Genomic DNA, 23864 nt, shown 5'->3' with positions numbered 1-23864 from the left:
GTCCTCGTACTGGACGTACTTGGGCTTTCGGCCGGTGCGGCGAGAGTGCGTGCCGGGCGTCGCGACGGGGCGAACGTTGCCTGCCGCGGCACTAGTCGAGAGAGAGGACGCCCACCGTCTCTCCCTCGCTCTTCTCGCCGTTCTTCCGGAATCCCAGCCCCAGATAGAAGTCCTCCGGACCGTTCGCGCCCTCGTGCCAGGTCACGTACATCTCCTTGGTTCCCCGGCGGCGCAGTTCCGCGGCGACGGACTCCACGGCGAAACGGCCGTACCCGCGTTTTTGTTCGCCGGCGGCGATGTTCAGCCGCCACAGCCCGGAGCGGATCAGACGGCCGTCCCCGTCCCCCGTCCAGTCGATGTCCAGGAACGCCATCAGGAAGCCCACCGGCCGGTCGTCGTCCATGATCAGGCGGGGCCAGGCCACGCCGGCGGGGTGGACGTATGCCTCCGCGAGGGACTGCATGACCGGTGAGACCGCGAACTCCTGGTCCGGGCGGACGCGAATGCCGGTCGCGGCCTCGAAATTCCGGGGGGTTATTTCCACCAGGCGAAGTGTTGAACGCGTCATGCGGGCACCCTAGGTGTGCCGTCCACGGGACAGCCACGGAATTTCCGGCGTCACCCCAACTGCCGGTAACGGCCCCGGAAATAGACCAGTGGGCCGCCCTCCGCGCTCGGTACCGACGCGGTCAGCACGCGGCCGATCACCAGGGTGTGGTCGCCTGCGGGCACGTGTTGTTCGGTGCGGCATTCGAGGGTCGCCAGGGCCCCGCCGACCTGGGGCGCGCCGGAGACCTCGCCGCGGACGTACGGGATGTCCTCGAAGAGCAGGCGGTCGCTGATGCGGCCTTTCATGGCGAAGCGGCCGGCGATGTGCCGCTGGCTCTCGGAGAGCACCGACACCGCCCACAGGGGCTGTTCGTCGAGCAGGTCGTCCATGCGGGAGCCCGCGCGCAGGCTGACCAGGACCAGCGGCGGGTCCAGGGAGACCGAGAGGAAGGCCGTCGCCGTCATGCCGACGTCCTCGCTGTCCGGTGCGCGGGGGTCGTCCGGGTCCAGGGAGGGTTCCCGGGCTGTCACCAGGACCACGCCGTCGGCGAGCCGGGACATGGCGGCGCGGAACTCGTCGTTGCTCACCCCCTCAGCATGCCTGGGGGGAGACTTCGGTACGGTCCTGGATACGGTCTCGAGCGCGTCTGAGGGCACGTCGGGAACGCTAGTGTCCGTCCGGCGCCCGCCGCATCGGACCTTCGCCCGACCTCCGTCCGAGTAAGGTCGTAGGACCGCGGACCCATTCCCGGCCTTCCTGTTGCTGTCCGCGTTCAGGAAACACACAGGAAAACGCCGAACCTCCCCACAAATGCTCACGTTCATCTGTGACTTGAGTCACAAGGCGCATTAATTGTTGACCCTGTGTACCGAGTGAGCAGCGCGCTGTGATTCAGTGGCGGAGGCGTCACAAGGAGACACACACCGACAACAGAGCACCAGAAACGACGTTACGCCGAAGACAACCCTTGATTCGCTGCGAAGTCTCGGGGGGAGGGCGAAACATATGGAGACCGAGTCGGAGCCGTACGTCCGTCTTGCGTCCCTGCGACAGCTGCACCAGGTCATGGCCGACATGAACACGGCCCGCAGCCTGGCGGACACCTTGCAGACAGTCGCCGACGGCGTGGTAAAGGCACTCGGGTACGAACTGGCGTGCGTCAATCTCGTGCGCCCCGACGGCGATCTCGTGGTCGCCGCTTTCTCCGGTAATCCGGCCGCCGAGGCGCTCATCACCGGCCGCGTCGGCTCGCGCGACTCCTGGGACCGACGCCTGGGCATGGGCGAGGCCTGGGGCGACCTGATCTTCATACCCCACAGCGAGGGCTGGATCCTCGACGACGACGACGTCCCGCAGTGGTACACCGACGGGCCCGCGCCGCGCTTCGAGGACGAGTGGCACCCCTCGGACCGGCTCTTCGCGCCGATGTACACCCCCGCGCCCCCGGGCAGCGGAGGTGCGTGCGGCGAGCTGATCGGCGTTCTGTCCGTGGACCGGCCGCGCAACGGCCGACGGCCCGGCGCTTGGGGCCGTGAAGCGCTGCAGATGTACACGTTCCAGGCCGCCATCGCCATCAGCAACGCCCGTCTACGCGCGAATATGCAGCGGGCACTGGTCAGACTCGAACGCGACCAGCAAGCACTGCGCGCCAGTGAGGAAAGCTTCCGGCAGGCCTTCGAGTACGCGCCCTCCGGCATGGCGATAGCCGAGATGGGCGGCGACCAGCACGGGCGGATACTCCGGACCAACGACGCCCTCTGCCGGCTGCTGGGCCGCCCCGCCTCCGCCATGCGCCGCTACGCGTTCTCCGACCTCGTCCACCCCGAGGACATAGGCACCCTGCTCCGCACCTCCGCGGAGGGCGGCCGCGCCGAACTGCGACTGGGCCGCCGGGACGGCACCTACGTCTGGGTCAGCCTGCGCAACTCCGTCGTCGCCGACGCGACCGACGGGCCCCGCTTCCTCCTCACCCACGTCGAGGACATAGAGGACCGCAAGCGCCGCGAGCTCCAGCTCGCCCACCGCGCCTCGCACGACTCCCTCACCGGCCTGCCGAACTCCGCCGAACTGCGCTCGCGCCTGGCCGCCAGGCTCTGTCAGCGCCCGCAGTCCACGCACCCCGCGGCCGTCGACGCCATGGACACGGCCTACGGCCACGCCGCCTTCGACGCCAACGGCCACGGCTTCGACTACCGGCCCGGCGGGTCCGAGTCCTTCGACGGCTACGACCACCATGTGCACACCGCCGCCCCCGAAGAGGGCGTCGACGACGGAGCCAAGGGGCTCGCGGTCCTCTTCTGCGACCTCGACGGCTTCAAGTCGATCAACGACCGGTTCGGGCACAACGCGGGCGACGCGGTCCTCATCGAGGTCGCCCGCCGACTCTCCCGCCAGGTCCGGGACGGCGACACGGTCGCCCGGCTCGGCGGCGACGAGTTCGTGATCCTCGCCGACGGCCTCGGCCGCGCCGACGCCGCCGACCTCGCCGTCCGGCTGCGGGGCGAGATCATCCAGCCGATCCGCGCCGAGGGCCGGGCCGTCCGGGTGGGCGCCAGCTTCGGCATCGGCTGGGCGCATTGCGGGATGACCGCGGACGAAGTGCTGAAGTCGGCCGACGAACGGATGTACGTCGAGAAACGATCTCGTCCCAAACAGCACAGACGGGCGGGATGAGTCCCAGGTCAGCGGCACTGTGCGAGCCGAGTCACCTGTTTGGGGCAGCCAGAGCGGGTAGGCTCGCCCTTCTGAACCGCCATTCTGACCCTGCATTGCATCAGCCCCGCACCTGTTGAGGAGTACGAAGGGATGACGCCCGGCAATAACGGCGCGAGCACGCCCGAGGACGACGACCCGTTCGGCTACCTCTACGCCGACGGCCAGGCCAACGGCGCGCAGCCGCCCTCCGGTGGCGGCTACGGCTACCCGAACTCGGTCAGCCGGGTGCGCGCGGTCGGCGAGCGCAAGTACGGACAGCAGCCGCAGCAGCAGACCGCGCAGTACGGGCAGTACGGCCAGCCGCCGGCGGTCCCGCAGCAGCAGGGCGCGTACGGCCAGCCGAACGCGAACTACGCGGCGCCCGAGAACTTCGGCGGGCCCCCCACCGGGCGGCAGCAGCCGGCGCCGGGCGGCGGCGGTCGGGGCCGCGGCCCCAACACCAGAGGCCTGCTGATCGGCGCGGTCGCTGTGGTCGCCGCCGTCGTGATCGGCATCGCGGTGGCCATGGCCAACGGCGACTCCGGCTCCGGCGACAACGACAAGGCCGGCGGCCAGACCTCCGCCGCGCCGTCCGCCTCCGAGAGCGCCTCGCCCAGCGCGTCGTCGACGAGTGAAGGGAACGCGGAGGAGCTCCCGACGATTGACGCGAAAGCGCTCAAGCTGGACGGCGGCGTCACCACGGCTTCCGAGTTCAAGGGGGCGCAGGCCGACGGCGGGATCTATGTCACGAACTTCAATCACGTAGGCGCCAAAGTCACCTGGACTGCCAACGGCATTGAGAAGAAGGGTACGTACCGCTTGTATGTGCGATATGGCATCCCTGGTGTGGACGCCAACGCCACTCTTGTGGTCAACGGAACTGCAAATACACAGGCCCTGAACATGAAGAACTTCGCTGGATCTCCCAAAGGCGACTTCGCGCAGGGCTGGCAGAAAACCTGGGCCAACGTCAATCTGAACCAGGGCACCAACACCATCGAGATCGCCTGCAACGAAGGCAATCAGTGCAACGCGAACCTTGACCAGCTCTGGCTGGAATAGAGGTCGGAAACCCAAACGGTCCGCCGGAGAGACCGGCGGACCGTCGTGAAGGGCGTCAGGTCAGCCGATGCGGCCGAACCCCACACACTGATCTGCGACCCAACGCTTCCTGCCCTCCCACTTGAGGGGAGTCCACGTGTTGTGGGAAGCACCCCCGCTTGTGCACCGATACGACCCACCCCTGACCTGGCCTTGGCACACTTCTTGCCAGCAGGGGACACGGTCCGGCGCGCCGTGCCCGAACGCGTTGACCCTCAGCACTGCTGCTGAAGTCGTAGAAGTGCCCGCACGGAGAGTCCAGGCCGTGTTGCCAGACGCACCCGCTATGGAAGAAGAAGCCTGTGCAGGGGTGGTGGCAAAGAGGAGCGATGCTGCCAGCGCGCTGGGAATGGCAGCCGCGCGCAAGATGGTCCGGATCACGATGTCCCCGAATCTGAGTCTGTCGCCACTGGTCAGTGCGGCGAATGAGTGATCATCGTATTATCGATCTCCAGCCTTGCAGGGACCGGTTTTGGGTCAACTTCCCTGGGGGCGGGAGGCCAACAGCAGCGACCCTATGCCGCAGTGACCTCCCCGGTCACCGTCACCCGCCCCACCAGCTCCTCGTAGCCGGCGCGGTCGAACTCGCCCGCCACCGGGGCCAGTACGGTCGCCGCGGACAGGGCGACCGCCCGCGCCAACCGCTCCGGCCACGGCAGGCGTTCGACCAGGCCGGACAGCAGTCCGGCGGAGGCCGAGTCGCCGGCGCCCGTCGGGTTGCCGTGGATCCGGGCGGGCGGGACGGCGCGCCAGCGGCCCTCCGGGGTCGCCGCGACCAGCCCCTCGGCGCCGAAGGACGCCACCACGGACTGCGCGCCGCGCCGCCGGGCGTCCTGAGCGGCCCGCAACGGCTCGTGCGAGCCGGTGAGTTCGGCCAGTTCGTCGGCGTTCGGCTTGACGATGTCCGGGCGGGCGGCGATCCCCCGGCGCAGCGGCTCCCCGCTCGCGTCCAGCAGTACGGGTGTCCCCGCGGCCCGCGCCGTCCGCACCAGCCCCGCGTACGCGCCCACCGGCACCCCCGGCGGCAGGCTGCCGCACAGGGCCACCGCGTCCGCGTCGACGACCAGCCCCTCGTACACCTCCTGGAAGGCGGACCACTCGGCCGGTGCGATGACCGGGCCGGGTTCGTTGAGCTGGGTCGTGTCCCCGGTGCGGGCGTCGACGACGGCGACCGTGCGGCGGGTGGCCCCGGCGACCGGCACGAGCGCGTCCACCACCCCTGCCGTGCGGGTGAGTCGTTCCTGCACGACCCGGCCGGTGGCGCCGCCCGCGAACCCGGTGACCGTCACCTCGTGGCCGAGGGCGGCGAGCACCCGGGCGACGTTCAGCCCCTTCCCGCCGGGCCGTTCCGTCACATCCGTCACCCGGTGCGAGGCATGGGGCCGCAGCGACGGCACGCGATAGGTGATGTCGAGAGCGGTGTTCAGCGTGACGGTGAGGATCACTGGGCCGACCTCCCTCGACCGGCGCAAGCGCGGGTGACTGTTTCTGGAGGCCTGATCATGCCAAAAGGACGGTGGTCGGCCCAGTCCTCGGGTCAGCCACCGTCCCTGTGCGGGCGGACGTTTCAGGCCAGTTGGGGATCCACCACCCAATCCCCCTTGCGCATCACGCCCTTGAGCTCGAAGTTCTCGTCCAGCAGGACCAGGTCGGCGTCCTTGCCCGGTTCCAGGGAGCCCACGCGGTCGTCCATGCCCAGCAGGCGGGCGGGGTTGGCGGACAGGGCCGCGACCACGTCCTCCACCGGGAGGCGGTCGATGGTCACCGCCCGTTGGAAGGCGCGGTCCTGGGTGAGGGTGGAGCCCGCGATCGAGCCGCCCTCCACCAGCCGGGCCACACCCCCGCTGACCTCGACCGCCAGCGGGCCGAGCAGATAGCGGCCGTCGCCGAAGCCGGCCGCGTCCATCGCGTCGGTGATGAACGCGACCCGGGCCGCGCCCGCGTGACGGAACGCCAGCTCCAGTGCGGCGGGATGCACGTGCGTGCCGTCGTTGATCAGCTCGACCGTCACCCGCTCGTCCTCCAGCAGGGCGGCGATCGGGCCGGGGGCGCGGTGACCGAGTGACGGCATCGCATTGAAGAGGTGGGTGGCGACGCTGGCTCCGGCCTCGATGGCCTGAACCGTCTGCTCGTACGTCGCGTCCGTGTGCCCGACGGCGGCGATCACGCCGTGCTCGGCCAGCAGCCGTACGGAGTCCAGGCCGCCGGGGCGCTCCGTCGCCAGCGTGACCATCTTCGCCCGGCCGCGCGCCGCGTCGATCAGCTTGCGCACCTCCGCCGGATCCGGGTCGCGCAGCAGCCCCTCGGAGTGCGCGCCCTTGCGGCACGGCGAGATGAACGGGCCCTCGAAGTGGATGCCGGCCAGATCGCCCTGCTCGGCCAGCTCGCTCAGCAGGCCGGCCTGGCTGACGAGGACGTCCATCTCGTCGGTGACGGTCGAGGCGACGACGGTGGTCGTGCCGTGCAGCCGGTGGGTGTGGATGGCCTTCTGGACGTCCTCGGCCGTCCCGGAGAAGGAGGCTCCGCCGCCGCCGTGGTTGTGCAGGTCGATGAAGCCGGGGACCAGCCAGTGGCCGCTGACGTCGATGGGTGTGCCGTGCGGGGCTTCGGCCGTGATCTTCGTGCCGGTGATCGTTACGCGGCCGCCCGGCACCGTGCCCGTGGGGAGTACCACCCTCGCGCCGGTCAGTACCTGTGGGTGCGTCGTGGCTTTCTGCGCAGTTCCCCGCGCCCCTGGGGGGGTGGCCATCAGGTTGTTACCTCCATACCGTCAGTCGTCTTGAGGAGATCCCAGGCCAGGAGGCCCGCGCCCAGGCAGCCGGCGCTGTCGCCCAGGGCTGCCGGGACCGTCTCCGGGAGTCTTTGGAAGGTCACCCTGCTGCGGACCGCTTCGCGCAGCGGTGTGAACAAGGTTTCCCCCGCCTCCGCCAGGCCGCCACCGATGACGAGGGTGCGCGGGTCCAGCAGGGTGAGCGCGGTGACCAGGCCGTCGGCGAGGGCGTCCACGGCCGTCTGCCAGACCCGGACGGCGTTCGGGTCGCCGGACGCGACGGCCTTCGCGCAGTCCGCGGCGTCCGCCTCCGGGTCCCCGCAGGCCGCCGCCCATGCCTCGCTCACCGCGGCGGCCGACGCGAACCGCTCCAGACAGCCGTGCTGCCCGCACGGGCACGGGGTCCCGCCGGGCCGTACGACGATGTGGCCGATCTCGCTCGCGTCCACCCGGTCGGAGACGCCGATCGCGCCCGCGATGCCGGTGCCCAGGGCCACGAACAGGAACCGGTCCGCGCCCCGGCCCGCGCCGATCCGGCCCTCGGCGAGGCCGCCGGTGCGCACATCGTGGCCGAGGGCGACCGGCACGCCGAGCCGGGTGGTGAGCAGCTCGCGCAGGGGGACGTTCCGCCAGCCCAGGTTGGCCGCGTAGGCGGCGACGCCGTTCGCCTCGTCGACGATGCCGGGGACGGCGACGCCGGCGGCGGACGCGGGCTCGCCGAACTGCTCGACGCCGTGTTCGTGCAGGTCGGCGGCGAAGTCGAGGATGCCGGCGACCACCGCGTCGGGGCCGCGCTCGCGGCCGGTGGCTCGGCGGGCCCGGTGCAGCAGTGTGCCGTCCGCGCCGACCAGGGCGGCCTTCATCCCGGTGCCGCCCACGTCCAGGGCGATGACATGTCTCACCGGAACAGTGTGGACCCAGTACCCGCGAGAGGTCTAGTCCACTTACCGGTCTTGGGGGTAGCGTGCGCGGCAAGACCCGCAAGAGGTCTAGTCCAATTGCGTGGTGTAGACCTTACTCCGGATAGCGGATCCATTGGTATGAACATTCAGTTTGGGATTAGTGGACGAGTGATGGAGAGCGGTTCGGTGCAGCGGGCACGAAAGTCAGGGATCATCGCGGCGGCGTCCGCCCTCGGCATGTCGGCGGTCCTGGCCGGCTGCGGGCTGACCGCAGGCTCCGACGACGTCACCCTGAGACTCGTCGCCGCCGACTACGGCGACAGCAGCGCCAACAGCTCCGAGAAGTACTGGGACACGCTCGTCAAGGCATACGAGAAGAAGCACCCGGGCGTCACCGTCGAGGTGACCGTGTACTCCTGGAACGACGTCGACGCCAAGGTCAAGGCGATGGTCGACGCGGGCAAGGCCCCCGACATGGCCCAGATCGGCGCCTACGCCGACTACGCGGCCGACGACCTGCTCTACAAGGTCGGCGACGTCCTCTCCATCCCCGTCGAGGCCGACTTCGTGACCCAGCTCGCCAACGCGGGCGAGGTGCGCGGGATCCAGTACGGCATGCCGTTCGCCTCCTCCACACGGCTGCTGTTCTACAACAAGACCCTCTTCGCCAAGGCCGGCCTCACCCCGCCGGCCACCTGGGCCGAGCTCGCCAAGGACGCGAAGGCGCTCAAGGACGAGGGCGTGAAGTACCCGTACGCGCTGCCCCTGGGCTCCGAGGAGGCGCAGGCCGAGACGCTCCAGTGGCTGCTCAGCGGCGGGGGCGGCTACTCCCAGACCGTCAGCAGCTACAGCATCGACTCCGCCGAGAACGTCGACACCTTCAACTGGCTGAAGAACGACCTGGTCGGCAAGGGCCTGACCGGGCCGGTCGCGCCGGGCAAGCTGAACCGGGCCGCCGCGTTCGCCGCGTTCACCGCCGGTGAGGTGGGCATGCTCAACGGGCACCCTTCGCTGATGAAGGCGGCCGAGGCCAAGGGCGTCGAGTTCGGCATGGTGCCCATGCCCGGCCTCGACGGGCCGAGCAAGGTCTCCATGGGCGTCGCCGACTGGATGACCGCCTTCAAGCAGAACGGCCACGCCGCGGAGATCGGCGACTTCCTCGACTTCGTCTACAGCGAGGAGAACGTGCTCGACTTCTCCCGCGAGTACGACCTGCTGCCGGTCACCAACTCCGCCTCCCAGGTCATGGGCTCGGCCAAGGAGGACACCGACCTCCAGCCGTTCCTGGAGGAACTCCCGCTCTCCGAGTCCTACCCCGTCGGGCGGACCTCCTGGGCGAAGGTCAGCGCGCAGATCAAGCAGCGGATCGGCCAGGCCGTCACCGCCGACGGCAACCCGGCCGAGGTGCTGGGCGAGCTCCAGAGCACGGCCACGACGCTGGAGAACGCCTCCGGAGACTAGGGGGCTTCTGATGGATCTCCGCGGCGTCGCGACGCCCGGCACGCACTCTCGCCCGGCACACCGAGAGCACGCACCGAACGCCGCTCCTTCTCCCACGGAGATCCATCAGAAGCCCCCTAGGGCCCGTCCGGCCGATCAAGTCACAGGGCCAGACCCCGCGCCTGGGGCCTGATCGGCCGGACAGGGCCCAGGCCGACCGGGCCGAGTGTCAGCGGTGGGCGTTACCTTGCGGGTATGGAACAGCTAGCGGGCGACGCGGGCGGGCTGGGGGAGCGGGAGCGCGGCATCCTCGCCCTGGAGCGGCGCGGGTTCTCCGGCCCCGGCGCGAAGGAACGGGCGATACGCGAGGAACTCGACCTGTCCCCGGTCCGCTACTACCAGCTCCTCAACGCCCTCCTCGACGACACCCGCGCACTGGCCCACGATCCGGTCACGGTGAACAGACTGAGAAGGGTGCGGGACACCAGGCGAGCCGATCGCTGAGGTGTGGGTCCGACGCCTGGATCGCGTGGCTATCGTCGCCGTATGGGCATCCACGCACCCACCACCGCAGCCGGACGCACCGCACTCGACGCGATCCTCGCCGACCCCTCCCGAACGCTCGTCGCCCTCGACTTCGACGGCACCCTCGCCCCGATCGTCGAGAACCCCGAGGACGCCCGGGCGCACCCCGACGCCGTCCCCGCGCTCGCGGCCCTCGCACCGAAGATCGCCGCCGTGGCCGTCGTCACGGGCAGGCCCGCCGAGGTCGCCGTACGGCACGGCGGATTCGCCGGGGCCGAAGGGCTCGCGCAGCTCACCGTCCTCGGGCTCTACGGCGCCGAACGCTGGGACGCGCGCACCGGCGCCCTGAGCGCCCCGGCCCCGCACCCCGGGGTGGCCGCCGTCCGCGCCGAGCTCCCGGAGGTCCTGGCGGCGGCCGGGGACCTGCCGGGCGTGTGGGTGGAGGAGAAGGCCGGCCGGGCCGTCGCCGTCCACACCCGGCGGGCCGACGACCCCCAGGCCGCCTTCGAAGCGCTGCGCGCGCCGCTCGCCGATCTCGCGGCCCGGCACGGACTGATCGTCGAGCCCGGCCGGATGGTCCTGGAGCTGCGCCCGCCGGGCATGGACAAGGGCATGGCCCTGCTGGAGCACGTCCGCGAGACGGGCGCGCGCAGTGTCCTGTACGCCGGTGACGACCTCGGTGACCTGCCCGCCTTCGCCGCCGTCGAGCAGCTCCGCGCCGACGGCGTCCCCGGGCTGCTGGTGTGCAGCGGCAGCACCGAGGTCGGCGAACTGGCCAAGCGCGCGGACCTCGTCGTCGACGGCCCCGCCGGGGTCGTGGCGCTGCTGCGGGAGCTGGCCGGTCAGCTCGGCTGAACCCCGGGAGCCTCCCGCAGGGCGTTCAGCTGGTCCATGAACCACTGGGCCGGGGGGAGCGCGGTCGCCGCCGCGGACAGCCGTTTCGTGCGCTCGGCCCGCTCCTCCGGCTTCATCGACAGGCCCTCGTGCAGGGCCCGGGCGGTCTCCAGGACGTCGTACGGGTTGACGACGAGCGCGTCCTCGCCCAGTTCCCAGTACGCCCCCGCCTCTCGGGACAGCACCAGCGCGCAGCCCTCGTCGGAGACGACCGGGACCTCCTTGGCGACCAGGTTCATGCCGTCGCGGATGGGGTTGACCAGGGCGACGTCCGCGAGGCGGTAGGCGGCGAGGGAGCGGGCGAAGTCGTCCTTGAGGTTGAGCAGGACCGGCGTCCAGCCGGGCGTGCCGTACGCGGCGTTGATCTCGTCCGTCAGCCGCCGCACCTCGGCCATGTAGTCGCGGTAGACGGCGAGATCCTGGCGGGAGGGGTAGGCGAACGCCACGTGGACGACCCGCTCGCGCCACTCGGGACGGTCGTCGAGCAGCTGCCGGTAGGCCAGCAGCCCGCGCACGATGTTCTTGGACAGCTCGGTGCGGTCGACTCGGACGATCGTCCTGCGGCCCTCCCCGCCGATCTCCTCGCGCAGGGCGGCGATCCGCTCCTCGACGTCCGGCCGGTGCGAGCGCTCCCGCAGGAAGTCGGCGTCGGCCCCGAGCCCGTGCACGCCGACCTGCGTCTTCCCCGGCTCCACGGCGAACTCCGTACAGCACGCGGTGAACGCGTCCGCCCAGCGCTGGGTCAGGAAGCCCAGCCGGTCCGCGCCGAGCATGCCGCTCAGCAGCTGTTCCCGGATGTCCGCGGGCAGCAGGCCGAAGTAGTCCGAGGGGGCCCACGGCGTGTGGGAGAAGTGCGCGATCCGCAGGTCGGGGCGGAGTGCACGGAGCATTCCCGGGACCAGGCACAGGTGGTAGTCCTGGACGAGGACCGCCGCGCCGTCCGCCGCCTCCTCCGCCAGCGCCTGCGCGAACGCGCGGTTGTACGTCTCGTACGAGGCCCACTGGCGGCGGAACTCCGCGTCGAAGACCGGTTCCAGCGGGGTCTGGTAGAGGAGGTGGTGGATGAACCACAGGACCGAGTTCGCGATGCCGTTGTACGCGTCGGCGTGCACGTCGGCCGGGATGGGCAGCATGCGCACGCCCTCCTCGCCGATCCCGCGCCGGACCGCCTCCCGGTCGCCGTCGGACAGCGCCGAGCACACCCACAGCGCGCCCGCGTCCGGCCCGATGGCCGACAGGCCGGAGACCAGCCCGCCGCCGCCGCGTTTCGCGCGCAGCGAGCCGCCCTCGTCGACCGTGTACGAGACCGGGCCGCGGTTGGACGCGACCAGGACCTGAGCAGCTCCACCGGTGGTAGCCATAGACCTCAACCTAGCCCGCTCCGGAAACGCTCAAACGTACGGTCGCCCTGTGTGGCCAGGACGTATACAACGGGTGTGCGGGGTGACGCGACGGCGTCAGGCGACCTTGCGGGACTGGTACTCCGCGATCTCCGCCATCGGCGGCCGTTCCTCGGTGTCCACGGAGTAGGTGCGCGGCTCGAACCCGTCCGGGTTGCGTTCGAACTGGGTGAGGGAAGGGCGGATCAGATGCCCGCGGGCCAGTCGGAGCTGGGCCGTGCGGTAGATCGCCGCGGCCATCCGGCCGAGGGCCTGGCCGTCCTGGTGGCGGTGCTTGCGGACGCCCACGTCGACCTGGGCGAGGGCGTCGAGGCCCACCAGGTGCAGGGCGTCGACCAGCATGCCCAGCTCCACGCCGTAGCCGACGGGGAAGGGCAGCTGCTCGAGCAGGCTGCGGCGGGCCGCGTACTCGCCGCCGAGCGGCTGCACGAACCCGGCCAGCTGCGGCCAGTGCATGTTGAGCAGGGGGCGGGCCATCAGCTCGGTCACCCGCCCGCCCTGGCCGGCCGCGCCGCCCAGCGGACGGTCGTACATGCCCTTGACGAGGTCCACGTCCGGGTCGGTCAGCAGTGGGCCGACGATGCCCGAGACGAAGTCGGAGGAGAACTCCTTCAGGTCGGCGTCGATGAAGCAGACGATGTCCCCGGTGGTGACCAGCAGCGAGCGCCACAGCACCTCGCCCTTGCCGGGCACGGCCGGGATGCGCGGCAGGATGTCGTCCCGGTGGACGACCCGGGCCCCGGCCGCCGCGGCGACCTCGGAGGTCCGGTCGGTCGATCCCGAGTCGACGACGACGATCTCGTCGACGAGCGGGACCTGGTGCATGAGGTCGTGGCGGATGATCGCGACGATGTCGCCGACCGTCGCCTCCTCGTTCAGCGCGGGCAGGACCACGGACACCGACCGGTTCGTGGCGCGTTTGGCCGCCATGATCCGGTGCAGCGGGCGATCGGTCACCGACCAGGAACGGGTGGCCAGCCAGCGCTCGACCTCTTCCAGCACGGCGGCTCCTCACATCTCGCGGTACATCTCGCGGTTCGGACGACTATCTCAACGATCCTGGGCTTCGGTTACAGTCTTGAACAACGCGGATGACCATCGCATGTCCGAGGCCATTGAGCGTTCAACGATCAACAACCGAATACCGCTCATCCAGAGGGGCAGAGGGATACGGCCCGATGAAGCCCCGGCAACCCTCCAGCCGGTCTGACCACGTCGTCGTGGTGAGGCTCCCGGCTCGGGAAGGTGCCAAATCCGTCTCACGGCGAAGTGCGTCGTGAGGAAGATGAGGAGAAAGGGCCTCCCCTCACATGGCTGCGCAGAACGTTGCAACCGAACCCACCGTTTCCACTGCCTCCGGCGCTTCCGCCGTCGACCTCGGTCCGGCCGCGGCGCTGAACTGCCGTGAGTGCGGTCACCGTGTCCCCCTCGGGCCCGTCTTCGCCTGCGAGGAGTGTTTCGGCCCGCTCGAGATCGCGTACGACTTCTCCTCCTACGACACGGAGGAGCTCCGCAAGCGCATCGAGGCGGGACCCGCGAACATCTGGCGCTACGCGCCCCTCCTGCCGGTCCCGGCCGACGTGGCGGACAAGCCCAACATCAACCCGGGCTGGACCAAGCTCGTCCAGGCCGACAACCTCGCCCGCGAGCTGGGCGTCGACGCCGGAAAGCTCTTCGTCAAGGACGACTCCGGCAACCCGACGCACTCCTTCAAGGACCGCGTCGTCGCGCAGGCCATCGAGGCGGCGCGCGCGTTCGGCTTCACCACCCTCTCGTGCTCCTCCACCGGCAACCTGGCCGGCGCCGTGGGCGCCGCGGCGGCCCGCGCCGGATTCCGCTCCTGCGTGTTCATCCCGCACGACCTGGAGCAGGGCAAGGTCGTCATGGCCGCGGTCTACGGCGGCGAGCTCATCGGCATCGAGGGCAACTACGACGACGTCAACCGCTTCTGCTCCGAGCTCATCGGCGACCCGGCGGGCGAGGGCTGGGGCTTCGTCAACGTCAACCTGCGGCCGTACTACGCGGAGGGGTCCAAGACCCTGGCGTACGAGATCTGCGAGCAGCTCGGCTGGCGGCTTCCCGACCAGCTGGTCGTGCCGATCGCCTCGGGCTCGCAGCTCACGAAGATCGACAAGGGGCTGCAGGAGCTGATCAAGCTCGGGCTCGTCGCGGACAAGCCGTACAAGATCTTCGGCGCCCAGGCCGAGGGGTGCAGCCCGGTGTCGGTCGCGTACAAGGCGGGACACGACGTCGTCCGGCCGCAGAAGCCGAACACCATCGCCAAGTCGCTGGCCATCGGCAACCCGGCGGACGGTCCGTACGTGCTCGACATCGCGCGTCGCACCGGCGGTGCGGTGGAGGACGTGACGGACGAGCAGATCGTCGACGCGATCAAGCTGCTGGCGCGGACCGAGGGCATCTTCGCGGAGACCGCCGGCGGAGTGACGGTGGGTGTGACGCGGAAGCTGATCGAGAACGGTCTTCTCGACCCGACGCTCACGACCGTCGTGCTGAACACGGGCGACGGCCTCAAGACGCTGGACGCGGTGGCCGGCACGGGGCTGACCGCGACGATTCGGCCGAACCTCGAGTCGTTCCGCGACGTGGGTCTCGTCTAGCCACCGCCCCGCGCCCCTGCGGGGGCGCCCCACCTGACCGGAGGTCGAAAGTCATGAGCGTCACCGTCCGCATCCCCACCATCCTGCGTACCTACACCGGTGGCTCGGCCGAGGTGAAGGCCGAGGGGGCGACCCTCGGTGAGGTCGTCGCCGATCTCGAGCAGAACCACCCCGGCATCGCCGCTCGCATCCTCGACGATCAGGGCAAGCTGCGCCGCTTCGTCAACGTGTACGTCAACGACGACGACGTCCGCTTCGAGCAGGGGCTTCAGACGCCGACCCCGGACGGCGCCGGCGTCTCGATCATCCCGGCGGTCGCGGGCGGCTGAGCGGTGGGGCGAACGGCGACTGACCGCCGTTCAGTACCCGTCGGTAGTAACCGTCGGTAACAGCGATTACCGAGCGTTCATCGAATTGCCCTCTCCGCGATAGAAGTGGAGGGGGCAATTCAGTGTGGTTGAGCGCGGTACAGTTGGGGAACCCGGTCCGGATCACCGGATCCGGCGCCTTTGATTTCTGCCCCACGCCCGACAAGAAGCAGCCAAAGTGTGTATGCCTTTCGCGGCTTTTGTGGCTTTTGCAGGGCCCGACTTGCCCTGAATTCAGGCGAATTCTCGCCACATTCCGGATCCTTTGCGTCCAGAATTCTCGTCCAAGTGACCTGTTGCAGAGGGCAGTTGGACAGATACATTCGGCCGCGGTCGACGCGTTCCGGCGCACGCCCCCAATCGTTGGGGGGTGAGGTCTGACCCGGATCCGCGAAGTGTGGATCTGTGCAAGGGCCAGTAATAGGGGAGTTAGGCATGGCTCAGGGCACCGTCAAATGGTTCAACGCGGAGAAGGGGTACGGCTTCATCGCGGTCGACGGTGGTGCGGATGTTTTCGTCCACTACAGCGCGATTCAGATGGACGGCTACCGCACCCTGGAAGAGGGTCAGCGGGTCGATTTCGAGATCTCGCAGGGTCAGAAGGGGCCGCAGGCGGACATGGTCCGTCTCGCGACCGGCTGAAGCGCGCGCCGACTGACAGCGTCGTTCTTCTGTACATCACATCCGAAGGGCTTGTACCTCCTGGGGGTACAAGCCCTTCGGTGCGTCCGGTGCGTCCGGTGCGTCCGGTGCGTCCGGTGCCTCCCGCACCCCTCTGGCGCACCGTTGTTCACCTGCGGATCTCCCCGAGTCGCTTGCGCCCACCCGTCGCCCGACCGCCACCCCTCAACGAGCCCGCTTCGCGGGTGCACCTTGCACTCTCGTATGCCGAGTGCTAATCATTGGCGTTAGCACTCTGAAGGTGAGAGTGACAACGAGGACCGGGTCGGTGAGGCCCGCAGGCCAGGTGGGGCAAGGAACCATCAGGTCGGCGAGCCGTCCGTCGCGGGCGCCAGCGCGGTCCGGAGCAATCCACCCCAGTCCGGGAGGACCACTTCACATGGCCAAGATCATCGCGTTCGACGAGGAGGCACGGCGCGGCCTCGAGCGCGGCATGAACCAGCTCGCGGACGCCGTGAAGGTGACGCTCGGTCCCAAGGGCCGCAACGTCGTCCTCGAGAAGAAGTGGGGCGCCCCCACGATCACCAACGATGGTGTCTCCATCGCCAAGGAGATCGAGCTCGAGGACCCGTACGAGAAGATCGGCGCCGAGCTGGTCAAGGAAGTCGCGAAGAAGACGGACGACGTAGCCGGTGACGGCACGACGACCGCGACCGTCCTGGCCCAGGCCCTGGTGCGCGAGGGTCTGCGCAACGTGGCCGCCGGCGCCAACCCGATGGCTCTCAAGCGCGGTATCGAGAAGGCCGTCGAGGCCGTCTCCGGTGCCCTGCTGGAGCAGGCCAAGGATGTCGAGACCAAGGAGCAGATCGCTTCCACGGCCTCCATCTCCGCCGCCGACACCCAGATCGGCGAGCTCATCGCCGAGGCGATGGACAAGGTCGGCAAGGAAGGCGTCATCACCGTCGAGGAGTCCCAGACCTTCGGTCTGGAGCTGGAGCTCACCGAGGGCATGCGCTTCGACAAGGGCTACATCTCGGCGTACTTCGCCACCGACATGGAGCGTATGGAGGCCGTCCTCGACGACCCGTACATCCTGATCGCGAACTCCAAGATCGCGAACGTCAAGGACCTGCTCCCGCTCCTGGAGAAGGTCATGCAGTCGGGCAAGCCGCTGCTGATCATCGCCGAGGACGTCGAGGGCGAGGCCCTGTCGACCCTGGTCGTCAACAAGATCCGCGGCACCTTCAAGTCCGTCGCGGTCAAGGCCCCGGGCTTCGGCGACCGCCGCAAGGCGATGCTGAACGACATCGCGATCCTCACCGGTGGCGAGGTCATCTCCGAGGAGGTCGGTCTCAAGCTCGAGAACACCTCCCTGGACCTGCTGGGCAAGGCCCGCAAGGTCGTCATCACCAAGGACGAGACGACCATCGTCGACGGTTCGGGCTCCTCCGACCAGGTCGCCGGCCGGGTCAACCAGATCCGCGCCGAGATCGAGAACAGCGACTCGGACTACGACCGCGAGAAGCTGCAGGAGCGCCTGGCGAAGCTCGCCGGCGGTGTCGCGGTCATCAAGGCCGGCGCCGCCACCGAGGTGGAGCTCAAGGAGCGCAAGCACCGCATCGAGGACGCCGTCCGCAACGCGAAGGCCGCCGTCGAGGAGGGCATCGTCGCCGGTGGTGGCGTGGCGCTCATCCAGGCCTCCGCCGTCTTCGAGAAGCTGGAGCTCGAGGGTGACGAGGCGACCGGCGCCAACGCCGTGCGGCTCGCCCTGGAGGCCCCGCTCAAGCAGATCGCCGTCAACGGTGGTCTCGAGGGCGGCGTCGTCGTGGAGAAGGTCCGCAACCTCCAGGTCGGTCACGGCCTGAACGCTGCGACCGGCGAGTACGTCGACATGATCGCCGAGGGCATCATCGACCCGGCGAAGGTGACGCGTTCCGCGCTGCAGAACGCGGCCTCCATCGCCGCGCTGTTCCTCACCACCGAGGCCGTCATCGCCGACAAGCCGGAGAAGGCGTCCGCGCCGGCCGGCGGCGGCATGCCGGGCGGTGACATGGACTTCTGATCGACCTCTGGTCGATCGCCTGTCCTTCGGACCGAGGGCGGCACTTCCCGGAAACGGGGGGTGCCGCCCTCGGGCGTTTCAGAAGGCGTACTTCTTCAACGGCTCGGTGTCGAGGGTGATGCTCACCGGCGGCGGAAGCTCGACGGTGGCGCCCCAAGGGCAGGAGGGCGACTGGCGGTAGCGGCCGTCCTTGGGCTCGCTGTACACGACGACCGTGCAGTTGTCGCGGTCGATGAGGAGGTAGACGGGGATGTCGGCCGCCGCGTACCCGAGAGGCTTGTCGATGAGGTCGCGCTGATTGGTGTCACTGTCCCGGGAGGTGATCTCCAAGGCCATCAGAATGCCGTCGGTCTCGGACCATTCGCCGTCATCGATGAAGTGATCCACGGGTGCGAGAGCCGCGTCGGTCCGGGCGCGACCCTTGCGGTACGCCTCGGCCTTGACACCGGACTCGGGTGCGAGATCGAGGTCGGGACGGTGGAGCAGGAACTGGCGCACCAGCCACAGGTAAATAGCACGGTGCTTGCCATCCGGCATGGCCTTGACCTCAAGTTTTCCGTTGACGTACTCCAGCCGCACGGTCTCCGGCGCCCGGTGCTCCAGCTCCTCGAAGTCCTCGACGCTGAGCGGATCCTTGGTGCGGACCCGGCCGTCGACGAATTCGAGCCGCACGTGCTCGGGGGCCGCGGCGGCCAGTTCCTCGAAGTCCTCGATGGGCATCTGCGGGCGTTCGGCGGTGCTGGGTGTCATGGCTTCGCCTCCTTCCCTCCATCGTGCCCCGGGGTGGTGACGCCGGACCGTAGGTGCGGTCATACGGGTGTCCTTTCTCGTGGTCGCAGGGACATCGCCGCACGGATCTCGGCCGCGCGGGAGTGGATTGCCGACGCGGGGAAGGGCGTGTGGGAGTGGGCGGGCGCGCGTTCGCCCCGGCAGCCGCGACACACGCCCCCTAGCAGGGCCTCAGGGCGGCCGGGAACCCTGCACTCCGCGCACTCGAGGAGGCGGCGGGGCGGGCGAGGAGGGGCTGCCACCGGTTCCGGGGGGATCGTCCGTCAGGCGGCGGCGGAGCAGGGCCGCCGGGCTGTGCACCGGTGTGGGCAGGCCGGCGGTCAGGGCGGTGCGGAGCGTCTCCTCCGTGGCCCCGCGGGCGAACCACTCCTCCACCAGCGGAGCCAGCTGCGCGCAGTCGGCGGCGGAGAGGGACAGCGCGGGTGCCGTGCGGCCGAGGGCGGCGAGGAGGATGTGGGCGCGGGAGCGGGTGGGGCGGCGGTCCCGGTCCGGTGGCTGTTCCGGCTCCGGTACGTCGCCGCGCGTGAACCTTTCCCACCAGTCGTCGTCACGTGCGGTACGGGACCACCACGATCAGGTGATCCGGCGGAACTCGCCGGAGGCGGTCTCCAGACGTTCCCGGCCGCGCCTCAAGTGCCCGGCCGCCTGGATCCGGTTGAGCGCCGTGCGAAGCACGCACTGGCCGTACGGCGTCGTCTTGGCCAGCGTCTTCACCGAGATGTCCGTGCCGTCGGGGAGCCGGTCGAGGTACGCGGCGATGGCCGCCTCGCGGGGCGGGAGGTGTGCGAAGTCATGGTTCGTGCGGCGTAGTTCGTCTGGCGCGGAGCGCTTGCCGTAACCCGGATTCGACATGGGGTGCGGGGACGCGTGCGCGGACAGGGGGTCAGCACTAAGGGCTGTCCCGCAATCCCTGGCGGGCGCGCGACGACAGCTACGGCACCTCGCCGCGTTGTCGGAACGCCCGAATACATCCAGTATGCGGACGTGCCTCCGCCTTGCGATGCACCGCATCTGACGCCGCGCGCTGATCCACCAGGGATTACGGGACAGCCCTTAGTGGCCGGCTCCCGAAGTCCTTCGGGGGTTGACGCGATGGCAGGTCATGTGCGGGGCCTGGACGGGAACGCATATGTTGTTGGTGTGTCGGGACAGGTCGGATGCGGCACAGCGGCCGTTGGGCTGGTGGCGGGATCTGTTCAGGTGAGAGCGAGCTGTCTGGTAAGTGCGGCCAGGCGGGTGCGCGCCGCCTTGTTGTACGCCTGTTCATGGGCCGGCATGTCGGTGAACCGGTCGAAGTAGCGGCCGGTGACGGTCTCCAGGTCCGGATCCGTGATCAGCCGGACCGTGGGCCGAACCCCCGCATCCGTGCCGACCTCCGGTGTGAGGCCGTATTCCCGTACTGCCCGCGTGTCCATGAGGTGGGCCGGGTGCAGGGCGTTGACGGTGACCTGGCGGTCCGTGAGTTCGGCCGCCAGGTCGAACGTCGACATGATCATTGCGAGTTTACTCCGACAGTAGGCGTCGAGTCCTTCGTAGTTGCGCTCCAGCATGACGTCGTCGAAATCGATGGGTGCCTGTCCTATCGACGCGACGTTGACGACACGCGAGGGTGCGGAGGCCGTCAACAACGGAAGCAGCCCGCGGATCAGTGCGTAGGGCGCCAGATGGTTCACAGCGAACCGCAGCTCGTGTCCCTGACGACTCGTCTCGCGCTGGCCCGGATTGCCACCGCCCCCAAGAGCGGCGTTGTTGACCAGTACGTCGAGGCGGGGCTCAGCATCGAGTATGCGGGCGGCCATGGCTCGTACCTGGTCGAGGTCGGCCAGGTCAGCCAGGTAGCTGCGCACGGTCACACCCGGGGTGCCCGCCCGGATGCCTGCGGCAATCTCCTCCAGCCGTGTGCCGTCGCGGCCGTGCAGCAGGAGGGTCACGCCGTCGGCGGCGAGGTCCCGGGCGATGTGCTGGCCCATGCCCTGAGTGGCGCCGGTGATGAGGATCGTCTTGCCGTGCATGAGGCATGCGTTCACATCCATACCTTGCTTTGTATCAAGGCTTTGTCATGACTTCAAATCTTGGTTTTCATTCGGGTCTGTATGATCGACCGCATGGGAATGCCTGCTGACGAACGCCTCGGCCTGGACATCAAGCGCGCGGAGCAAGTCCTCATGGCCGCCAAGGGCGCCGCTTTGAAGTCGCTGGATCTCACCGTCGCGCAGTACGCCGCCCTGTTCGGTCTTGCCCACAACCCTGGTATCTCCGGAGCCGCACTGGCCCGTGCCTGCCTGGTCACGCCGCAAGCAATGACGGCCGTCTTGAAGAACCTCGAGGAACGGGGGCTGGTCACAAGGACGGCGCATCCCTGGCACCAGAAGGTGCTGGAGACCCGGCTCACCGGCGTCGGGGCAGAGGCCCTCGATCTCGCCGACCAACAGGCCGTACGCATTGAACGCCGGATCGTCGAGGAACTCACCCCGGAAGAACGCGACACACTGAAGGGCCTGTTGGCGCGCTGCATCAACGCCATCCACAACGCCTGACCCGGCCCGAGCCCGCCGGCCGACGGCAAGCCGCGCACACAAGCTTGGATTGCGGCGGTGTGATGGGCCAGGTGAGCCATCCTGCCCGATCAGCGGGGGAGTGGGTGCGGCAGGCTGCCGCTCGTTGTGATCCACTTCTGCTGATCGGTTTGCCTGCCATGCCCGTTGCCGTCGCGCGCCCGATCTGCCTGACCGCTGCCGAACGGCACCGGCTGAAGAGTGCGGCCTATGGTCACAAGACACCGCATCAGGACCGAGTACGGGCGCAGATCGTGCTGCACGCCGCCCGCGGGCGGTCCAACGCGCGCATCGCCCGCAAAAAGGGGAGTGCACCTGGATACCGTGCGCACCTGGCGGGTCCGCTTCGCCGACGGCGGCCTGCCCGCCCTGCCCGACCGTAAACGCGTCTCGCCCAACGACTTCACCGACCTCGCTGAGATCCGGGACCGGCTCCGAGCCTTCGAAGACCGCTACAACGCCACGGCACAGCCGTTCCAGTGGAAGTTCACCACCTCCGACCTGGACGATCTGCTGGCCAGACTCGACCGGCACACTGCCGATCACCCAGAAGAATCCTCTGCCGCCCCGGACGCATGATCAACCCCCGAAGGACTTACGACACAGACCACTTAGGCTTGGCATCAGCCACGGATCGAACCTCTTATTCGATCTTGTAGGTCAAGCCCCCGCAGGTGTTGGTAGCACCTGGCGGGGGCTGTTTCGTTATGCGCACGCCAGAGCGTGGTGACCTTCCGTGGCAAGTTGGTCGCTCCGCGTCAACTCGCCGGGTGGGAGGGTGGGTTGAGGCCCACTGCCCAATCCGAACAAAGAGGGCTCGGCGCTGGGTGCTTGAGCCTCGGGCCGAGCGAGAACGCTCGGCGTGGACGGACTTCACGCGTGCTTGCCCCGGCGGCGAGGACGGTCGGTTCAGGGTCGGCGCGGGTCCCGGCCCGGAGTGGGTGGCAATCCGTCGTGACCATGTCCGACAAGGTTGGGCGGCCGAGTGCGGCGCGGGCGGTGTTCTGGCACGGGCTCGCCCGCCGGGCTGTTTTCGGTGCGGCCGGTGCCGCGGGTTCGGGGCTTGTCAGCCTGTTCCGGTGGTGGCTGCGAGGGCACTGAGCGGCGCGCCAGTCGGCGGCCCCAGTTCTGGGCCGGGGTTTCGATGTAGCGGTAGGTCAGTGCGCTCACCGGGAGCAGGGCCGCGAGGAACGCCGCTTCGAGCAGGATGTTGTCGTGGGGCCGGCGCCCGATCGTGGCGTCGGTGACCGCGAGCAGGGCCGGGTGCACCAGGTAGAGCGAGTAGCTGATCGTGCCCAGTGCCAGCAGTGCGCGCGGTATGCGGCGGTCGCGCAGCGCCAGGCCGATGCCGAAGGTGAGGACGGCCAGCAGGAAGGCCGTGATCCAGCCGCGCTGGGTGGCATGGGTTCCGTCCCCGTGCCAGGACGCGCTCGCCACCGCGCAGCCGATCACGACGACGGCCGTGACGGCCGCGTACCGCCAGGTGGTCAGGCCGTGTTCGGCTCGGTGGACGACCGTGCCGAGGAACATCACGGCGAGGATGACCAGGCCCTCCCACAGGGGGACCGTGCCGTTGAGGGCGACCAGGGCCAGTGCCAGCAGGCCGCCCAGGACGCCTCCGAAGACGCGCAGCGCCCGGGAGGCGGAACTCGCGCAGCAGACGGCGAGCAGCAGGGCGATCGCGGTGAAGGCGATCAGCGAGCCGGCGCCGAGCCGGTCGGAGAGGGCGGAGGCGGGGAGTGCGACCCCCGCCGCCGCACTCGCCGTGGCCAGCACCGCCAGGGTTGCCGAGACCGCTGCCGACCGCTGGTGCAGCCGGACCGTGAACAGGGCGACGACCAGCAGGTAGAAGGCCATCTCGTAGGAGAGCGTCCACAGGACGAGCAGGAGGTTGGGCGTTCCCAGCAGCTCCTGGAGGAGGGTGGCGTGGGCGGCGGCCACCGTCAGCGGGTTCTGGCCGCCGAAGTCCGTGCGCAGCTCCGCGAAACCCAGCAGCTGTGCGGTCAGGACCGCTGCCACGACGGCCGCGGCCAGCGGGTACACGCGGAACAGCCGGCCGATCCAGAACGTCCGGACGCAGCCTCTGCGTTCCAGCGAGGCCGGGATGATGTAGCCGCTGACCAGGAAGAACACCATGATGCCGTAGCGGCTGGTGTTGAACTCAGGCATCAGGGCCTGCCGTGTCTGAGCCATGAAGGCGTACGAGGAGTGGTCGAACACGACGACGAGCGCCGCGATCCCGCGCAGCGCGTCCAGCCAGCCCAGCCGGGACATGCCACCTCTACCGCCCGCCGCTGCCCGGTCCCGGCGAGCGGGTAGTCGCGAGGAAGTAGAGAAGGAACGGGAAGCGGAACGGGAACTTCCCGTTTCAGGATAAAACGGGTCAAGAGATTTCATGCCCTTCTTCACGTGGGAGCGCTCCCCTCTGTTCATGTGTGCTGCTCATGCGCTTCGTGTGCGTTGCTCATGCGCGCTGATCGCGTCCGCGGGTGGCCGGGATCACAGGGCGTATCCCGCGCGGGCCGGAATGCGGGCGGGGGGTGAGGGGGTTCCTGTTGCAGCGGCACTTAATGCA

Annotated in this window: 21 protein-coding genes, 1 pseudogene and 1 riboswitch; of the genes and pseudogenes, 11 read left to right on the top strand and 11 right to left on the bottom strand. The window is 69.4% G+C overall.

Going from position 1 to position 23864, the window contains the following annotated elements:
• Window positions 1-91: 91 nt before the first annotated feature.
• Together AB0J04_RS04590 and AB0J04_RS04585 are read right to left on the bottom strand one after the other, a co-directional pair.
• On the bottom strand, window positions 92-568 hold the full coding sequence (locus tag AB0J04_RS04590; protein ID WP_363166899.1) for a GNAT family N-acetyltransferase: 477 nt from the start codon (window positions 566-568) through the stop codon (window positions 92-94).
• Between the two features lie 50 nt (window positions 569-618).
• Window positions 619-1206: a flavin reductase family protein gene (locus tag AB0J04_RS04585; protein ID WP_363166898.1), complete on the bottom strand. Its 588-nt coding sequence runs from the start codon at window positions 1204-1206 to the stop codon at window positions 619-621.
• A 349-nt stretch (window positions 1207-1555) separates the two neighbouring features.
• Between AB0J04_RS04585 and cdgB the strand changes: the two genes are divergently transcribed.
• Together cdgB and AB0J04_RS04575 are read left to right on the top strand one after the other, a co-directional pair.
• A complete protein-coding gene (cdgB, locus tag AB0J04_RS04580) occupies window positions 1556-3223 on the top strand; it encodes a diguanylate cyclase CdgB (protein WP_363166897.1) in 1668 nt (555 codons plus the stop codon).
• 132 nt (window positions 3224-3355) lie between these two features.
• Complete coding sequence (locus tag AB0J04_RS04575) at window positions 3356-4306, top strand: CBM35 domain-containing protein (RefSeq protein WP_363166896.1); 951 nt, start codon at window positions 3356-3358, stop codon at window positions 4304-4306.
• A gap of 554 nt (window positions 4307-4860) precedes the next feature.
• Here the strand turns inward: AB0J04_RS04575 and AB0J04_RS04570 are convergent.
• The 3 genes from AB0J04_RS04570 to AB0J04_RS04560 all read right to left on the bottom strand — a co-directional run bounded on the left by AB0J04_RS04570 (window position 4861) and on the right by AB0J04_RS04560 (window position 8017).
• Window positions 4861-5790, bottom strand: a complete 930-nt coding sequence (locus AB0J04_RS04570; protein WP_363166895.1) for a 1-phosphofructokinase family hexose kinase — start codon at window positions 5788-5790, stop codon at window positions 4861-4863.
• Between the two features lie 122 nt (window positions 5791-5912).
• The gene (gene nagA, locus AB0J04_RS04565; protein ID WP_363166894.1) at window positions 5913-7094 is read right to left on the bottom strand and encodes an N-acetylglucosamine-6-phosphate deacetylase; all 1182 of its coding nucleotides are present in this window, start codon (window positions 7092-7094) and stop codon (window positions 5913-5915) included.
• On the bottom strand, window positions 7094-8017 hold the full coding sequence (locus AB0J04_RS04560) for an ROK family protein (RefSeq protein WP_363166893.1): 924 nt from the start codon (window positions 8015-8017) through the stop codon (window positions 7094-7096). The genes nagA and AB0J04_RS04560 overlap by 1 nt, the downstream gene beginning before the upstream one ends.
• Window positions 8018-8188: 171 nt before the next feature.
• On the opposite strand from AB0J04_RS04560, the gene AB0J04_RS04555 reads away from it, so the two are divergent.
• The 3 genes from AB0J04_RS04555 to otsB all read left to right on the top strand — a co-directional run bounded on the left by AB0J04_RS04555 (window position 8189) and on the right by otsB (window position 10837).
• The gene (locus tag AB0J04_RS04555; RefSeq protein WP_363166892.1) at window positions 8189-9478 is read left to right on the top strand and encodes an extracellular solute-binding protein; all 1290 of its coding nucleotides are present in this window, start codon (window positions 8189-8191) and stop codon (window positions 9476-9478) included.
• Between the two features lie 234 nt (window positions 9479-9712).
• Window positions 9713-9961, top strand: a complete 249-nt coding sequence (locus AB0J04_RS04550) for a DUF3263 domain-containing protein (RefSeq protein ID WP_363166891.1) — start codon at window positions 9713-9715, stop codon at window positions 9959-9961.
• Between the two features lie 42 nt (window positions 9962-10003).
• Window positions 10004-10837 carry a trehalose-phosphatase gene (gene otsB / locus AB0J04_RS04545; protein WP_363166890.1) on the top strand — a complete coding sequence of 278 codons (834 nt, stop codon included), beginning with the start codon at window positions 10004-10006 and terminating at the stop codon, window positions 10835-10837.
• Here otsB and AB0J04_RS04540 read toward each other — a convergent pair.
• Both AB0J04_RS04540 and AB0J04_RS04535 read right to left on the bottom strand, forming a co-directional pair.
• Window positions 10825-12237, bottom strand: coding sequence for a trehalose-6-phosphate synthase (locus AB0J04_RS04540; protein ID WP_363166889.1), 1413 nt, complete (start codon window positions 12235-12237; stop codon window positions 10825-10827). The two genes, otsB and AB0J04_RS04540, sit on opposite strands and share 13 nt — an antisense overlap.
• Window positions 12238-12333: 96 nt before the next feature.
• Complete coding sequence (locus tag AB0J04_RS04535; protein WP_363166888.1) at window positions 12334-13278, bottom strand: glucosyl-3-phosphoglycerate synthase; 945 nt, start codon at window positions 13276-13278, stop codon at window positions 12334-12336.
• A gap of 143 nt (window positions 13279-13421) precedes the next feature.
• A riboswitch (SAM riboswitch) is annotated at window positions 13422-13568 on the top strand.
• Window positions 13569-13586: 18 nt separating this feature from the next.
• Here AB0J04_RS04535 and thrC point away from each other — a divergent pair.
• The 4 genes from thrC (at window position 13587) to groL (ending at window position 17945) form a co-directional block, all read left to right on the top strand.
• Window positions 13587-14894, top strand: coding sequence for a threonine synthase (thrC, locus tag AB0J04_RS04530; RefSeq protein WP_363166887.1), 1308 nt, complete (start codon window positions 13587-13589; stop codon window positions 14892-14894).
• A gap of 53 nt (window positions 14895-14947) precedes the next feature.
• Window positions 14948-15223, top strand: a complete 276-nt coding sequence (locus tag AB0J04_RS04525; protein ID WP_363166886.1) for a ubiquitin-like small modifier protein 1 — start codon at window positions 14948-14950, stop codon at window positions 15221-15223.
• Window positions 15224-15697: 474 nt separating this feature from the next.
• Window positions 15698-15904, top strand: a complete 207-nt coding sequence (locus AB0J04_RS04520; protein WP_007493268.1) for a cold-shock protein — start codon at window positions 15698-15700, stop codon at window positions 15902-15904.
• Between the two features lie 418 nt (window positions 15905-16322).
• Entirely contained in the window at window positions 16323-17945 is a 1623-nt protein-coding gene (gene groL, locus AB0J04_RS04515) for a chaperonin GroEL (protein ID WP_363166885.1), read from the top strand.
• A 78-nt stretch (window positions 17946-18023) separates the two neighbouring features.
• Here the strand turns inward: groL and AB0J04_RS04510 are convergent, their stop codons facing one another.
• From AB0J04_RS04510 to AB0J04_RS04500, 3 genes and pseudogenes are all read right to left on the bottom strand, one after another.
• On the bottom strand, window positions 18024-18695 hold the full coding sequence (locus tag AB0J04_RS04510; RefSeq protein WP_363166884.1) for a Uma2 family endonuclease: 672 nt from the start codon (window positions 18693-18695) through the stop codon (window positions 18024-18026).
• A 59-nt stretch (window positions 18696-18754) separates the two neighbouring features.
• Window positions 18755-19586: pseudogene (locus tag AB0J04_RS04505) on the bottom strand (hypothetical protein).
• 344 nt (window positions 19587-19930) lie between these two features.
• A complete protein-coding gene (locus AB0J04_RS04500; protein ID WP_363166883.1) occupies window positions 19931-20767 on the bottom strand; it encodes an SDR family NAD(P)-dependent oxidoreductase in 837 nt (278 codons plus the stop codon).
• A 60-nt stretch (window positions 20768-20827) separates the two neighbouring features.
• Here AB0J04_RS04500 and AB0J04_RS04495 point away from each other — a divergent pair, with 60 nt between their 5' ends.
• Together AB0J04_RS04495 and AB0J04_RS04490 are read left to right on the top strand one after the other, a co-directional pair.
• A complete protein-coding gene (locus AB0J04_RS04495; RefSeq protein ID WP_363166882.1) occupies window positions 20828-21271 on the top strand; it encodes a MarR family transcriptional regulator in 444 nt (147 codons plus the stop codon).
• A 342-nt stretch (window positions 21272-21613) separates the two neighbouring features.
• The gene (locus AB0J04_RS04490) at window positions 21614-21868 is read left to right on the top strand and encodes a hypothetical protein (protein WP_363166881.1); all 255 of its coding nucleotides are present in this window, start codon (window positions 21614-21616) and stop codon (window positions 21866-21868) included.
• Window positions 21869-22198: 330 nt separating this feature from the next.
• Here AB0J04_RS04490 and AB0J04_RS04485 read toward each other — a convergent pair whose 3' ends face one another.
• Window positions 22199-23563 carry an acyltransferase gene (locus AB0J04_RS04485; RefSeq protein WP_363166880.1) on the bottom strand — a complete coding sequence of 455 codons (1365 nt, stop codon included), beginning with the start codon at window positions 23561-23563 and terminating at the stop codon, window positions 22199-22201.
• Window positions 23564-23864 lie beyond the last annotated feature (301 nt).

The sequence above is a fragment of the Streptomyces sp. NPDC050263 genome (assembly GCF_040655955.1).
Taxonomy (GTDB): Bacteria; Actinomycetota; Actinomycetes; order Streptomycetales; family Streptomycetaceae; genus Streptomyces.
The sequence above is the reverse complement of the archived record's forward strand: the minus strand, read 5'-3'. Positions and strand labels throughout refer to the sequence as shown.